This is a genomic window from Pyrodictium delaneyi (assembly GCF_001412615.1).
GTDB lineage: Archaea > Thermoproteota > Thermoprotei_A > Sulfolobales > Pyrodictiaceae > Pyrodictium > Pyrodictium delaneyi.
In genome coordinates, this window is the sequence record NZ_CP013011.1 from 114,599 (window position 1) to 129,254 (window position 14,656).

Here is a 14,656-nt window from a genome sequence, read left to right on the forward strand (position 1 = left end):
GGAAGCTAGATAAACGAGGAACTTTGCGATTGTTGTGGTGCTGTAATAGTATGAGGAAACTTCTCCCACAATAATGCATTAACTATTAGGAACACGTTTACAAGTCTGGCAGAATCATCCACGAGTCGCTGCCTTGTAATCTCATCGTTGAAAAGTAGTATCTCAGCAACCAGCGCTACGGGGGAGGTAACGCCACCTTGGAGCGCTATACGGCAATACGGGCATATGGAGAGAACGCGGTCAAGCATTGTTGCGGAGAATCTGATACGTTCCTCGACTGGTAACCGTATTAGTTCCTCTCTGTGCTTATCAGAGAAGTTAACACCCATACCTATTACTATTCCACCGGTCTTTAGTCCAAAGATTCTAAGCTTAACTTGTACAGGGGGTGGTGTCGATACTGCTAGCCCCCACTCAGCATTAGATGGGAGGGCTGTGTTGAGCGGAGCGACTATGAATCCGGCACTCGTTAGCCATGCAGTAACTCTGTCCTTAGAATTTTGTGTCATAGTTAGCCAGCCTCTCTAGACCAGGATGTATACTCTAGGGATATACGAGCCCTAATAGAGTGCGTGGGGCTAGGATTTTAGAGATAACTAGTGCGGAGATAGCTACAATAATAGCTGATGTTGGTGTTTTGTTCCTAGCTGTTGCGAACTAGCTACTAGCGTCTGGTGTCACTTTATAATACTGTGTATGATCTCTATATTACTGTGGAGGGTGAAGATATATGCCCGTAGAGCGGGTAAAGACCGGGATTCCCGGTCTAGACGAGATACTATATGGTGGTATTCCGCGTAGGAATGTAGTGCTGCTGAGCGGTGGACCGGGGACTGGCAAGACGATTATGAGTCAACAATACCTCTGGAACGGGTTACAGATGGGTGAGCCTGGTGTCTATGTTGCGCTCGAGGAGCATCCTGTACAAGTCCGTATAAACATGAGCCAGTTCGGCTGGGATGTACGGCCTTATGAACGCGAAGGTGTATTTGCAATAGTAGATGCATTCACTGGTGGTATAGGAGAAGCCGCAAAAAGGGAGCGTTATGTGGTACGTGACCCTACTGACGTGGGGCTACTGATAGACGTCCTTAAGGAGGCCATAAGGGACACTGGAGCTCAGCGCGTAGTAATAGACTCAGTATCAACCCTATACCTCACCAAGCCCAGCGTGGCCCGGAGCGTAGTAATGATGCTAAAGCGTGTCCTAAGTGGTCTAGGTACTACAAGCTTCCTAGTCAGCCAAGTATCCGTGACTGAGAGAGGGTTCGGCGGCCCAGGCGTAGAGCATGCAGCTGACGGTATTATAAGGCTGGATCTAGACGAGATTGAAGGAGAGCTTAAGAGAAGCATACTAATCTGGAAGATGAGAGGCACCAAGCACAGCATGAGGAGGCATCCGTTCGAGATAACAGATAAGGGCATAGTAATCTATCCGAATAAGGTACTAAGGGTCACAAGAAGAGGCGTCTTTGAGGAAAGTATAGGCTAAACGGGTTTGAGTAGTGGACGGCTTCGGCACGGCTCTTCGTCAGCATCCCGCAGCCCCGGGCTCAGTGTGGGGCTGCGGTATCGTCGTCGCAGGCGCACCACACCGCCGTCCAGTAACAAATAGGGTAGGATAGCTCTATTTTTATGCCTTTAAGGAGACCCTTGCAGCACTCTCGGGGCTACAAGCCGTGAATGAGAATATCAAGTCTGCTGACTATACTGTTAAGAGGATGCTAGCGCTATCGGCTCCCCGTGCGACTATAGCTCTTGGTGGGATCTTCTCGGCTTTCTCAACAGTGTTGCCTGTAGCATTACTCAATGTTGGGATGAATCCTGTTCTCGTGGAGAAAGCGTTTATGGTTGCGTACATAATAGCGCTCCCTATATTAGTTTCTGCTGTATATAGGATATACAGGCTAGCCGGTGTTGTCGCAGAGTTATGCAGATTACCGCGTCCTGACGCGACGAGCTTCATTATAGGTGTGTTCCCGCTAGGCTATGTTGTGCCCTTGTACTATGTGCTTCAGATGTTCTCACGATGTGAAAGAATGCGAGGCAAGATAAATGTTACTCCTATGGATATAGTGCTCAACATGATAACTTTTGGACTTCATTCAGCAATGTACGCCATGATGTTCAATAAGATCTACGATATAGTGTTGGAGAGTCTAGGCGAGCCGTACTAGTTCTTGCAAAGCTCCCTAAAGGGGCAGCTAGAACACCAGGGTCCTTGCCTTGCAGTCGACGCTCTGTTTCCTTTCCAGTAGGCGAGGAGATTAGACACGGTCTCCAGTTCGACATGTACGTCATGAGCTAACACGTGTATAGCGGCGCCGTCACCCCGAAACGGTCTAGCAGAGCCGGGGTCTAGGGACGACAACGCATCTATCAACTTCTTATTGTCCTTGGCGGCTACTAGTACGAGTCTTGTCCGGCTAGTCAGAGGAAACCCTGCATAAGCCAGCGTCAAAGCGTAAGCATAGAGCTTAACCCTATCGGAGTCATAGAGTTTTGAGGGACGCATAGTAATCTTTCCAAGAACAATAGCAGCTACATGTCCGTCCTCAAAGTATACGGCATGAGGTCTGCCGATTATAGGCACACCCTCAACTACGGCGGCAACTGGGAATGAAAGCGTAAACCTATCCAGCTGCCGGGGTAGGTGGCGCCGCGCCTCGAGAAGTACCTCTACCAGTTTGCGTGCCTCGCTAACCCTCTTGGCCTTCTCATCTTCGCTTTCATTCAACAAGCTATACTCTAGCTTCTTCTCGCAAAATACTTGACTCGCTAGAAGACTTGGTGTTACATATGGTAGGCCGAAGCGTAGACAACAATACTCGCCGCGGGACACAGCCTCTAGGAGGATTCTTGCACGCTCTATGGCCTCTTCAAGCCCCAGAGACTCCATGGATATCATGTCCCCTAGTGTCTCCACCTAGTAGCTTGCCAGCTGACGGGCTAGAGTGGTATCACGTGTTAACCCCTCCTTTGCTGATCTTTGGCTGCACTTCGCGGGTAAGTGTTTAAGTTTTGCTGAGACGGTGGGGAAACCGGGTGTCTGCATAGTGGACTACTCTAAATTCTTCTCGGAATATGTGCGCTCGATAAAGGCCTCGGATATACGTGAACTCTTGAAGATAGTTGAGAAAGGGAACGTGATAAGCCTAGCAGGCGGGCTCCCGGATCCCCGTAGCTTCCCTAAGGACGAGATAGCAAAGATAGCAAGAGAGGTTATAGAGAGGTTTGGCGAGAAAGCCCTCCAATACAGCCCGACACGCGGTGTCTCCTACTTTCTAGAAGCGGTTAAGAACTTCTCAATAAGGCATGGTGTGGCAGTGAATGAGGGAGATGGTATAATAACAACCGTTGGTAGCCAGCAAGCCCTCTACCTTCTAGGCCGCGCCTTCCTCGACCCTGGAGACTATGTGGTCACGGAGGAGCCTACATACCTTGGAGCACTCCAGGCTTTCCGGGGAATAGGGGTACGTTACCTAACGGTTCCAATAGACGAGGACGGTATGCGTACTGATAAACTCGAAGAAGTGCTCAAAAAGGCGAAAAGTGAAGGGCTAAGACTCAAGATGATATACACTGTGCCGACATGCCATAACCCAGCTGGTACTACGCTCCCAATGGATAGACGGAGACACTTGCTAGAACTAGCTGAGGAATACGACCTAATCGTAGTCGAGGACGACCCCTACAGCTTCATAGCATTCGAGGAACGGGACGTGAAGCCGCTAAAGACCCTCGACCGTAGTGGTAGGGTTATCTATCTCAGTACTGTGAGCAAGATACTGGCCCCTGGGCTCCGGCTTGGCTGGGCTATAGGCCCAGACCCCCTCATATCCCGAATGGAGCTTGTGAAACAAGAGATAGACCTACACACGTCTACGCTAAGCCAGTACATAGCAGCAGAGGCCATGAACCGTGGCGTTATAGACAGACATATACCGTTTATAAAGAGGCTTTATCGTGAGAAGCGCGACGCGATGCTAGCAGCACTTGAAGAATATATGCCAGAAGGTATCAAGTGGACGAAGCCGATAGGCGGCCTCTTCGTCTGGGTGTGGCTCCCCGAGGGTGTGAATAGCCGAAAGCTGCTAGAGAAGGCTATAGAAAAGGGAGTAGTATTCGTGCCTGGTGACTCGTTCTACCCTAGCGGTGGTGGAGAGAACACAATGAGGCTCAACTTTAGCTACCCGAGCCCGGAGGAGATACGTGAAGGTGTAAGACGGATAGCAGAAGCAATAAGAGAATACCAGGGCTAAAGCCGGAAAACATAGCCTAGGATCGGTCCTCCGATCCCCGGAGGAGGCGATAAGCCCTCGACTACGGCGATGTTTTCCTCCACAACTTGACGCAGTCTTTCTAAGAGCTTGCGTGCACAGCCAGCCTCCCCTCCCATCGGTATAAACGTCTCTAGCGACCAACACTTCCTACAAGCCGGCCAGCCGTAGAAGGCATAGACCGGATGTAGTACTACCATGGAGGGCCTAGACGCTGATAGCGCTTGCTCTACCTTGTGGACGTTGAGAGACGCGGCTACTATGGCATCGTAACGTCTATTGTCAACTCTATCAACGGTTTCGAGGCCAAGTCTCCTAGCTAGCCGCTGGGTGTCCGGGCTACTAGTGTGCACAACAACGTTGTAGCCGTTGTCGGCGAGGATGATAGATGTAAATAAACCAAAGCTGCCACAGCCTATGACTAGCACGTGGTCTGCATAGTCTAGCCTTCTTGCGGTGCTGCAAGCTAGGGAAGCGTCTAGAAGGAAGGTAGAGACCGGATCTATCTCATCAATCTCTGCTATGTGTGTTGTGGGCACTGCTACGTAGCGTGATAGAAATCCATCTCCCTGGAGAGGCGGGGCATAGTCCTCGTCAATGCGTATGAGTGCAGCTCTTCGACCCGCTAGAGACGTATCGGCATCTACGCCTAGCTCTAGCACTGTACCAGTGCCCGAACAGCCCATCACGGTGCCGCTTTCGATTGGCAGAAGGCCAGCGGTCACGGCATCGTCAATAGGACACCAGCGAGCATAGTCTACTCGTAGGAGTACCCAGCCTTGTGGAACTAGTGGTGGAAAACGTGGCTCGCTTACCGGCTCTCCACGCCAAATGATGGCAGTGTGCTCGGAGGCCAAGAACTGTTTACACCCGTCGCGGCTCCTACTGGGGTTCTATTGTTGCTGGAGGCTTAGTAGTGACTGCATAGGCTACCATTGTTACGCCGGGTACTTCTGCCGTTATGCGCCTAGATATACGGTCTAGCACTTCGTATGGTACGCGTGTCCAGTCAGCTGTCATACCGTCGTCGCTCTCCACGATCCTTACGATCACTATGTGGCCCTCCTCTCTACGGTCACCCTTCACACCAACCCAGCGATCGTCACCGACCACGGCGAATGCTTGCCAGACTCGCTCATAGAGTCCAGCTCGTCTAAGCTCATCCTCGACTATACGTGAAGCCTTGCGGACGATCTCTAACTTCTCTCGAGTAACTTCGCCGATAATTCTCACAGCTAGGCCGGGCCCGGGGAAAGGATGCCGGAACGCAAGCTCATGTGGCAATCCGAGGGCTAGTGCTAGCCTTCTCACTTCGTCCTTGTAGAATTCTCGAAGAGGCTCGATAACTTCTAGGCCTAGCCAGCTAGGCAGCCCGCCTACGTTATGGTGGCTCTTAATGCGGTCGGCTCCGGGTGCGGCACCCGACTCTATCACGTCGGGGTAAAGGGTGCCCTGGGCCAGGTATCTTATATCAGGGTTCTCCTTGACTATTCTCTGGAATATCCTAGCAAACATCTCGCCGATACGCTTTCTCTTCTCTTCGGGGTCGCTGACGCCCCTAACAGCCTCGAAGAACTCTTCCCGTGCGTCTATGACTAGTGGCTCTATTCCAGCAGACTTCAGTATCCTGACGGTCTCTTCGACTTCGCCCTCCCGGAAGAATCCGTGATCCACTAGCACAGCTAGGAGGCGGTCTCCTACAGCACGCTGGAGTAGTACAGCTGTGACTGTTGAGTCTACTCCGCCACTGACAGCGACTAGAACCCTTCCTTCCTTCACGCGTTCGCGTAGCTCAGAGACGAGGGAGTCTATGAGATTCTCTGGTCTCCACCACGGCTCGGCTCCTGCTAGCCTAGCGAAGTTGGATAGGAGCTGGCGCCCCTTCGGAGTATGGGATACCTCTGGGTGGAACTGTACGCCGTAGACCACTGTATCGCCGTGCTGCTTCCGGAAGGCTGCCACGTAGCCGTTCTCGCTGACCGCCAAAAGACGGGCGCCGGGTGGCACCTCGCGGACACAGTCGCCATGGCTCATCCACGTCTGCTCCTCTGCCTCCCAGCCCTCGAAGAGAGGGTCGCTGGGATCCAGCACCCGTACCATTGTGCGCCCGTACTCTCTGCAACCCCGGTCTACTCTGCCTCCGAGCATCTCGGCGAGGAGGTGAAAACCATAACATATACCAAGTACCGGCTTGCCAATCTCCAGTATCCATCCGGGGATGCGAGGAGCACCAGGAGCGTAGACGCTCGGAGGTCCACCTGAGAGGATTATCGCCTTGACACTTGGGTCCTCCAGCTGCTCCCGTTTAAGCATGTTGTATGGGACTATCTCGGCATAGAAGCCTTGCTCTCGTAGCCGCCGCGCTATGAGATGCATGTACTGGCCTCCAAAGCCTACTACTACTATCTTATCCCTCTTCTGCAGGGCCTATACCCCCGTGCTGCCCTGGCCCTGCCCGCCGGGGGATTATTAGTCCGGCTCTCACGCAGCCCGGCACACGGGTTACAGGATATTGGCGCAGGATACAAGACTCGTTGAAGCCCTCAGCTTCGATGACGTAGTCCTCGTGCCAGCTCTCAGCCCTGTCGAGCCGTGGCAAGTAGACATAACAAGTAAAGCATCACGCAACGTTGCGGTCAATGTGCCGCTCCTCTCGGCTCCTATGGATACTGTTAGCGAGTGGAGGCTAGCAGTCGTCCTTGCCCTTCTGGGTGGAATAGGGGTTATACACAGGAACATGTCGGTCGAGGAACAGCGCCGCCACGTGGAGAAGGTGAAGAACCATCCAATAGTGGAGTTAGCGGATATAGCTGTATACGAGGGCGAGGAGTGCTGCCGCGTGAGAGAAACCATGAGAACGCTGGGCGTGCGCCAGCTGCCAGTAGTTGATGCAGCTGAGACCGTCAAAGGGTATGTGGAGTTCGCGGAGCTCGAGACGTGTAGCTGTGGCACGCCGGTAGCTAAGCTGACAAAGCCTGGCCCAGTCTTCGAGCTGGGCGAGGAGCGTAAAGCGATAGACTTTGTGAAGCGTGGGAAACTGGACGCGGCGGCTGTAACGCTCAAGAGCAGGTTCCTTGGCGCGGTAACAGTTCACGAGGCTCTAGCGGTCTATAGCCCTGCGCTCGACGAGGAGGGGAGGCTACGAGTAGCAGCAGCCATATCGCCTTTCGACATCAGGAGGGCCCAGGCGCTAGACGGGTTTGTGGATATTCTTGTGTCTGACGTTGCTCATTTCCATAACGTCAACGTGATCAGTGCTGCCAAGAAGCTCGTAAAGAGTATATCAACCGACTTTGTGGCGGGCAATCTAGGTACTCGAGAGGGTGTACTTGACACACTCTCCAAGATCGAAAAAGTTGACGGCCTAAGGATGGGGATCGCAGGAGGCTCTATCTGTACTACAAGCGGTGTAGCCGGTATAGCGGCACCAACTCTCTTCGCGGTAATGCAGGCCCGTAGCGCTCTAGAAGAGCTGGGTGTAAAGCTTGACTCAATCCCGATAATAGCTGATGGTGGTATCCGAGGTCCCGGCGACGCGGTCAAAGCCCTTGCAGCGGGCGCCTCTGCCGTCATGACTGGTTACATGTTAGCTGGCACCGATGAAGCGGCTGCCCCCCTCATAAGGATTGGCAGTAAGCTCTACAAGCCATACCGGGGCATGGCCAGCCGTGGCGCGCTTGAGAGGCGGTATGCTGCAGACCGGTATTCTAGGGTAGCTAAACGTGTCGAGGAAGGCATAGAGGGTCTAGTAGAGTATCGCGGGCCAATACGCCGCGTAATACTCGAATTTGTCGAAGGACTCAAGGCGGGACTGGGCTATGCAGGTGCATCATCCATACCAGAGCTTTGGAGGACGGCACGTTTCGCAAGGATAACGAGTAGGATAGGAGCATATACTGGTGTCGTCAAGACGAACTAGGCGATACAAGTTTTGTGTGTTTTAACCTTTTAATCTAGGAGCTAGTAAGAGCTATTATTAGAATATCCTTAGCTAGTAGGTGAGTATTGTGCAACTATATAAGAACCTCATAGCATCCACCCGGACATTGCCGCTGCCACTAGTCCCTAGTATCGAGAAGCTCTATGAATTGGGCTTCAACAGGATCGATATAAACTACGCTAACCTTGAGCGTAGCGGAGTAGACGACCCATCTGTCTTGACTCATTTTCGCTGGGCACTCCTAACAGCTAACAAGATAGGTGTTGATCCTGTTACGCTCCATGCGCCCTGGGAAGAATATTTCCTGTTAGCCCTGGGTAGAGGAGTGGATTATGCTGTAGCCGAGGCTAAGCTGCTCATGGAGATGGCATATAGCTATGGTATTGAAGTTGTAGTGTTTCATCCGTTTTCTGCAAAACATGTTGGTGCACACCGTGTAGAATGGCTTAATAAGAGATTCTTCGCTCTTCTCGCTGAGCACTCTGAGCGTGAGGGCCTATCGATTATAGCGGTTGAAAATGCAGCACATAGCCAGCCGTGGCGTAGCCTCGAGAAACTAGCAGAGCTAGTGAAACGTATCGATAGCCCTATGCTCAAAGTATGCTTGGATACCGGACACGCTAACTTAAACGGCTACAATCTCAGTGATGCTGCTAGGATATTTGCTGACATGTCCATAGCATGTATGCATGTGCATGACAATAATGGTAGGGTAGACGAGCATGCGATGCCAGGTACAGGCTCGATAGACTGGAGTAATGCTCGCTTCTTTCCCGAGGGAGCGCTCAAACGTATAGTGGTAGAAATAGACTGTAGAGAAGAACCAAAGATCTGTGGCCTCCATATAGTAGCGGCGTTTGCAGCGACAAGAGAACTACTACTCGGCCAGTATAATGAATAGACCCTAGGATTCCGGGAGCAATGTTTATTTCTAGACGCGGCTTCGCCGTGACCATTACCGGTGCCGAGGGATGCGAGTTCCGCCTTTCTAACCTAACAGTCGCGGTGCTGGGCGCCGGTAAGATAGGCAGTATAATGGCCCGCTCGTTCTCTGATTGTGGAGTCCACGTTATAGCTACAGCTAGAAGAAAGGAACGTATAGAGAGACTGCGTATGCAAGGCTTTGAGGCAACAAGCGATAATGTCCATGCTGTGAAAAAGGCCTCGGTAGTATTCATATCAGTCAAACCGTACCAGTATCCTGCACTTGCAAGGCAGATAGGAAGTCATGTAGCTGGTAAGCCTGTAGTATCAGTGATGGCTGGTATACCTCTCCGCCTGCTACGCAAGACGTTACCAGGCGCCGAAGTATACCGTGCAATGCCTAATCTCAACGCTGCTGTAAAAAGAAGCGTAACAGGCTTGGTGGTGCCCAAGAATGCTCAGTACCGGGAGATCATAAAGAGCCTTCTCTCTTGTATGGGAAGCGTCTATGAACTGCCCGAGCAATTGATAGACGCGTGGACGGCGGTAGCTGGCTCTGGGCCAGCGATAATAGCGGAATTCATAGACTCTATGATCCTCGCAGCACTAGCTGTCGGGATCCCGCGCGACCTAGCGTACGACGCAGTGCTAGAGTCGATAATAGGTACGGCTGAGTACTTACGAACAAGGCCGGTTCATCCAGCCCAGTTGCGCGACGAGGTAACTACGCCAGGCGGTACAACTATAATGGCCTTAAAGGTGATAGAAGGTAAGGGTATGAAATCGGCGCTCATAGATGCGGTAGAAAGAGCTACAGCCCGTGCTAGAAAGCTTGCAAAGGAGATAGAGGAAAGCATAGAGGAGCAGTATGAAAATACCAATTCAAGCTCTGTTTGACGGGGTATGTAGCTAAGGCTTGCCGGTCAGCCTTGAAACACCTCCCCATCCCCTGGGGGTTAGGGTTCACGGCCATCTTCATCCCGGCCCTTCATCCCAGTTCCCGAATTACTCGGGGGTTATCACATACTCTTCGTCCCTGTACGCTACCACATATATGCTTGTAAGTGTCGCTACAAGTGATAACAAGGATATAGATTCTACCAGGAATTGCGGGCTCCTTAGGGCTATAAGTGTCAAACGTGCTGCTATGTTCTCTCGCGTGTTTATAGCCATAAGTGATGCTTCAACGTAGCCGTTGGTTAGAAAACCTTCCGTGTTATAGGCCCCCTCAAAGTAATATGGCCTTATCATTACCTTTAGGCGATGGAACTGTGTAATGTCGACAACTATCGCTGATTCTCTTAATTGCGGTGCAGCAAGAACTATCTGTTTACCCGCCAGGTTAGGATTGTATAGCAAGCCGCTATCTGCTAGTGTGTTTATCAGCACTCTGGCTTCAATAGTCTCTGTAGCCTCGAGCAGGGGAACAATGGTGCCTCTCGCCTTAGCTATACCTAGGAATGCTACATCACGATGTATGGGTCCGGTGGAACGCCACTCTACATTATATCCGGCAAACTTTACGTCAACGGTAGTAGAGAATATAAATGCAGCAGTAGAGCCTACGAGTAACATACTTATCAATGCCAACAATATGGTCTTAGATGTTGGGCTTAGTCCACGTCTCCTGTAGAATTCTGGTATAAACACTATTATTCCGAACAGTCTGCGCGCACTTGCATACATTCTCATTATTGCTAGCCTGGTTCGATCAACTAATAATGGAAGAAGAGCTATTCCAGCTATGAAGCCGCCAGCGTGTGCGAAGAATGCCACCGTGCTGGTTACAGAAAGGTAGCCCTCCAAGACTTGTATCATGAACCAGAATAACAGGTAGTAGACGGCGAGCAGCTCGAAGCATACTGGGAAGAAGAGCAAGAGAAAGCATGCGACGAGTCTTGTGCCTGGGTATAGCATCATGTATGCTCCCAATATGCCGCTTATAGCGCCGCTGGCACCTACGCTTGGAATAGCCAATCCATTAGGATCTTGTATGAACATGAATACTGTGTGAAATAGCGCGGCGAAGATGCCGCTCAATATGTAGAGGACTAGATATCTTGTGTGGCCTAGCGTTCTTTCGACAGCTCTACCAAATAAGTAAAGGAAGTACATGTTGAACAGTATATGGAATATATTTGCGTGTGTGAACATGGCTGTGAAGATCTTGTATGCTGAGACGGGCTCTAGGAGCATGTAGAGTGGTACAAATCCGAGTCTCACGATCCAATCATTTGTACTGGCTATGAAGCCGGCTCGCCATGACGTGATAACGTAGATGAATATGTTAATAGCTATTATTGTGTAGGTTATCCATGGCGTCATTGTGTTGAAGGGTGCTCCTTCCTCTATTGCCAGGGGGAGTTCGCGAGTGAACCTCGGTAGACGTGGTCCTCTAGTAGCGTGCAGGGCTAGAGCACCTCTTCTAACTTCCAAGTTCTTCCATATGTTGTGTCCCCTACTGTATAAGTTAATAACGTAGGTGGCACGCTCTGTGGCGATCTAAAAGAAGTGTGTAAACTAGACCACTAGGATTTACTGTATCTCTAGCACGTCCAGGGCACCCTTCTAATACCCCAAACACGGTATCGACAAGATACTGGATAGGGCGTATAGAAAGGCTGCTCTTGCTGGCCACGTGCACCTTAATACACATCTTCATGTACTCTAATAGCTAGAGGTGCATATAGAGTTGGACGAGATAATGGATGTTCTCGCGTCAGCCATATCTTACGCGTCGCGAATGGGTGTAGAGTTTGCAGAAATACGCATCGAACGCACCAGATTTACACGTATAGAGCTACGTGATGGTGTGATTAACGTTTCATCAGGCATAGACTATGGTGCAGCTGTGCGTGTCTATGCAAACGGCTCTATAGGATTTGCGTTCACTACTCGTGTAAGCCTAGACTCGCTGCGCCGTGCACTAGAACAAGCTCACGCGCTAGCACGTGCGGCGCCGGGTAAGCAGACTAAGCCTATGCTTTTTGACCCTGCTGAAGACTTTTATGAGCATCCTGTTAAGAGGAGCATAGAGGATGTACCTATAGACGTGAAGCTAAAGGACGTGATGGAGCTTGATAAACTTGTAGCAGAGAAAGACTTCGTAAAGTCGAGGTTCATAGTGTATAATGAGCGTAGCGAGGAGCGCTACTATGCTAGCACAGAGGAGAGGTACCTGGGCGAGAAGCGTGAACTAGTCTACCTCTACGCTTCCCTATTTGGCGCTGAGGCGGGCGTCCGTGGCTCAGCGCACATAACGCAAGGCACCATAAAGGGCTATACTCTATGGGAGAAGATGAGCCAGGAGAAGGCGGCCGGGGAGCTCCTTGGGAGGCTTCAGAGGCAACTCCGGGCTAAAACTCCCAGAGCGGGTAACTTCCCGGTTGTCATAGCTCCTGAAGCTCTTGGTGTCTTCGTGCATGAGGCTTTTGGGCATCTAGCTGAGGCCGACTTGGTAGAGGCTGGTAGTGCACTCCAGGGCAAGAAGGGTCAGCAAGTAGCCTCCAGCCTAGTCACCATAGTTGACGACCCCGCAGTTGACGATGGCTTTGGCACGCTGCGTTACGACGACGAAGGTGTGAAAACAGCTAAAGCTGTTATTGTCGAGAAGGGTATACACCGCCAGATAATGACTGACCGTATCCACGCTGCACTACTGGATGCCAAACCTACGGGCAACGCGCGGGCAGAGTCGTTCCGTTATCCGCCTCTAGTCCGTATGAGGAACACGTTGATGCTCCCAGGCGATCATAGCGTAGAGGAGTTGTTTGAGGGAATAGAGTTCGGCTATTACATAGTATCGACTGCAGGTGGTCAGACAAACATAGATGGAAGCTTCCAGGTAGGAGTAGAGGAGGCGTACGAGATAGTCAACGGTGAAGTTGGCGAACCGGTGCGCAATCTAAGCATAGTAGGTAATACCCTTGAGACGCTCCTCAACATAGATGCTGTCGCTAAGGACTTCGGGCTCTTCTACGGTCGCTGCGGTAAGGGACAGCTAGTCTACGTCTCCGACGGTGGCCCACACGTCCGGGTACGCAAAATGACTGTGGGTGGACGTGAGTAGCTGTTGCGGCTGCTTTCTCCTAGATGTTCTTTCTTCTTGTCTAGAGCTATGTAATTGGTGGAGGGTTGTGGTTATGTCTAGCCGGGTTAGCCCCGCAGAGCTAGGTGTCATGGCTGCACGGTGGGCTATACGTGAGGGTGCAACAGAAGCAGAGGTATACGTTTCGGTGGCACGTGGCTATAGCATAGACATCAGGACTAACAAGATTGAGACTCTGGAAGTTATAGATGATGCGGGTGTTGGGATAAGGGTGGCTGTTGGTAAGCGGACGGGCTTCGCCTACACTACGGGGCTCGAGTTCCGGGATGTTAGGGAAGCTGTAGCGAGAGCTGTGAAGCAGGCAAAGGTGGCACCAGAGGACAGGTGGTGGCATGGCTTCCCGGAGCCGAGTCGCAGCTACCCTGAGCCAGGCAATATCTTCAACCCGGTACTGGCGCGGATAGAGCCCGAGACTGTATTAGAGCATGCGCGCGAGATGCTAGACACAGCGTCGGCGGTCAGTGACCTCGTGCTTGCTCGTGGAAGTATCTCGGTCTACTGGGTTGAACGCGCAGTAGTTAACACTAATGGGGTCTACCGTATTGACGTAGGCACGACAGCCGTAGTGACTGCGGGGGTGACTATAAGGAAGGAGGGCCTAGTCACGCCGATGATCTACGAATTTGATGCGAGCCGCGTGGCTATACCCGAGACTAGCCGTGTAGTAGAGAGAGCTGCAGAAACGGCAAAGCTATGTACAACAATTTACCGTGACCTTCCTACGGGTAGGTACACTGTGGTGCTAGCACCTAAAGTGCTAGCAGAACTCATGGGGGCTACAGTGCTGTACTCTCTCCGCGGCGACATATACGTGCAGGGTAGGAGCTATTACCGCGACAAGCTGGGCGAGCAAGCACTCTCTGAGAAGATAACGATAGTAGATGATGGTGTGCTAAAAGGTGGGGACCGCACATGGCGCTTCGACGGCGAGGGTGTAGCAACGGCCAGGAAAGCCCTTGTGGAGAAGGGCGTCGTTCGTGAATTCATATTCGACAGCTACTGGGCTGGAAGAGCAGGCAGGGAGAGTACTGGGAACGCGTCCAGAGATGGCTACGCGTCGCGGCCAATACCTGGCTATACAAACATAGTAGTAGAGCCGGGTGATGCAGCTCCCGAAGAACTCCTAGAGGGCAAGGTACTAGTCATACATCAGATACAGGGTGCACATACAGCGAGCTCGGACACCGGTGAGTATAGTGTCCTCGCTAATCCGGCCATATACTACGAGAATGGCGAGCCGCGGGGATGGGTACCAGGCGCAGTCCTAGCTGGCAACTTCTATAGAGAAGTAGCATCTAGTATTGAGATGCTTGGAAAGACCCTAGAGAGGGCCTACCCCGGTGTATACATGCCATGGGCTAGGCTCAGTGGTATAACAGTAGCCACCAAAGGTTAGCCATAGTT

The 14,656-nt window shown here is 51.7% G+C and carries 13 protein-coding genes; 8 read left to right on the forward strand and 5 right to left on the reverse strand.

The window, feature by feature from the left end; translation table 11 throughout:
• Positions 1 to 5 precede the first annotated feature (5 nt).
• Entirely contained in the window at positions 6 to 509 is a 504-nt protein-coding gene (locus tag Pyrde_RS00720; RefSeq protein WP_055407349.1) for a DUF2299 domain-containing protein, read from the reverse strand.
• 221 nt (positions 510 to 730) lie between these two features.
• Here Pyrde_RS00720 and Pyrde_RS00725 point away from each other — a divergent pair, with 221 nt between their 5' ends.
• Positions 731 to 1,492, forward strand: a complete 762-nt coding sequence (locus Pyrde_RS00725) for a KaiC domain-containing protein (RefSeq protein WP_055407351.1) — start codon at positions 731 to 733, stop codon at positions 1,490 to 1,492.
• Positions 1,493 to 1,679: 187 nt separating this feature from the next.
• Positions 1,680 to 2,177: a hypothetical protein gene (locus Pyrde_RS00730; protein WP_055407353.1), complete on the forward strand. Its 498-nt coding sequence runs from the start codon at positions 1,680 to 1,682 to the stop codon at positions 2,175 to 2,177.
• Here the strand turns inward: Pyrde_RS00730 and Pyrde_RS00735 are convergent.
• Positions 2,174 to 2,899, reverse strand: coding sequence for a hypothetical protein (locus Pyrde_RS00735; protein WP_143522179.1), 726 nt, complete (start codon positions 2,897 to 2,899; stop codon positions 2,174 to 2,176). The genes Pyrde_RS00730 and Pyrde_RS00735 overlap by 4 nt on opposite strands.
• Before the next feature lie 157 nt (positions 2,900 to 3,056).
• Between Pyrde_RS00735 and Pyrde_RS00740 the strand changes: the two genes are divergently transcribed.
• The gene (locus tag Pyrde_RS00740) at positions 3,057 to 4,262 is read left to right on the forward strand and encodes an aminotransferase-like domain-containing protein (protein ID WP_338050840.1); all 1,206 of its coding nucleotides are present in this window, start codon (positions 3,057 to 3,059) and stop codon (positions 4,260 to 4,262) included.
• Here Pyrde_RS00740 and Pyrde_RS00745 read toward each other — a convergent pair.
• Entirely contained in the window at positions 4,259 to 5,137 is an 879-nt protein-coding gene (locus Pyrde_RS00745) for an alcohol dehydrogenase catalytic domain-containing protein (RefSeq protein WP_055407357.1), read from the reverse strand. The two genes, Pyrde_RS00740 and Pyrde_RS00745, sit on opposite strands and share 4 nt — an antisense overlap.
• 25 nt (positions 5,138 to 5,162) lie before the next feature.
• Positions 5,163 to 6,704: a glutamine-hydrolyzing GMP synthase gene (gene guaA, locus Pyrde_RS00750; protein ID WP_257640417.1), complete on the reverse strand. Its 1,542-nt coding sequence runs from the start codon at positions 6,702 to 6,704 to the stop codon at positions 5,163 to 5,165.
• Between the two features lie 88 nt (positions 6,705 to 6,792).
• Between guaA and guaB the strand changes: the two genes are divergently transcribed.
• The 3 genes from guaB (at position 6,793) to proC (ending at position 10,041) form a co-directional block, all read left to right on the forward strand.
• Positions 6,793 to 8,199 carry an IMP dehydrogenase gene (guaB, locus tag Pyrde_RS00755; protein WP_082419368.1) on the forward strand — a complete coding sequence of 469 codons (1,407 nt, stop codon included), beginning with the start codon at positions 6,793 to 6,795 and terminating at the stop codon, positions 8,197 to 8,199.
• 88 nt (positions 8,200 to 8,287) lie between these two features.
• Positions 8,288 to 9,121: a sugar phosphate isomerase/epimerase family protein gene (locus Pyrde_RS10340; RefSeq protein WP_143522180.1), complete on the forward strand. Its 834-nt coding sequence runs from the start codon at positions 8,288 to 8,290 to the stop codon at positions 9,119 to 9,121.
• Between the two features lie 20 nt (positions 9,122 to 9,141).
• Positions 9,142 to 10,041, forward strand: a complete 900-nt coding sequence (gene proC, locus Pyrde_RS00765) for a pyrroline-5-carboxylate reductase (protein ID WP_082419369.1) — start codon at positions 9,142 to 9,144, stop codon at positions 10,039 to 10,041.
• 108 nt (positions 10,042 to 10,149) lie between these two features.
• Here the strand turns inward: proC and Pyrde_RS00770 are convergent, their stop codons facing one another.
• Positions 10,150 to 11,580: a rhomboid family intramembrane serine protease gene (locus Pyrde_RS00770; RefSeq protein ID WP_055407373.1), complete on the reverse strand. Its 1,431-nt coding sequence runs from the start codon at positions 11,578 to 11,580 to the stop codon at positions 10,150 to 10,152.
• Between the two features lie 256 nt (positions 11,581 to 11,836).
• On the opposite strand from Pyrde_RS00770, the gene Pyrde_RS00775 reads away from it, so the two are divergent.
• Together Pyrde_RS00775 and Pyrde_RS00780 are read left to right on the forward strand one after the other, a co-directional pair.
• A complete protein-coding gene (locus tag Pyrde_RS00775) occupies positions 11,837 to 13,213 on the forward strand; it encodes a TldD/PmbA family protein (protein WP_231656761.1) in 1,377 nt (458 codons plus the stop codon).
• A gap of 73 nt (positions 13,214 to 13,286) precedes the next feature.
• The gene (locus Pyrde_RS00780; RefSeq protein ID WP_055407375.1) at positions 13,287 to 14,648 is read left to right on the forward strand and encodes a TldD/PmbA family protein; all 1,362 of its coding nucleotides are present in this window, start codon (positions 13,287 to 13,289) and stop codon (positions 14,646 to 14,648) included.
• Positions 14,649 to 14,656 lie beyond the last annotated feature (8 nt).

Excerpts from the sequence above, each read along its gene's own strand:
- Pyrde_RS00735 (WP_143522179.1), bottom strand. The coding sequence starts at position 2,899 with ATGGAGTCTCTGGGGCTTGAAGAGGCCATAGAGCGTGCAAGAATCCTC.
- Pyrde_RS00780 (WP_055407375.1), top strand. The coding sequence starts at position 13,287 with ATGTCTAGCCGGGTTAGCCCCGCAGAGCTAGGTGTCATGGCTGCACGG.
- Pyrde_RS00725 (WP_055407351.1), top strand. The coding sequence starts at position 731 with ATGCCCGTAGAGCGGGTAAAGACCGGGATTCCCGGTCTAGACGAGATA.
- Pyrde_RS00720 (WP_055407349.1), bottom strand. The coding sequence starts at position 509 with ATGACACAAAATTCTAAGGACAGAGTTACTGCATGGCTAACGAGTGCC.
- proC (WP_082419369.1), top strand. The coding sequence starts at position 9,142 with ATGTTTATTTCTAGACGCGGCTTCGCCGTGACCATTACCGGTGCCGAG.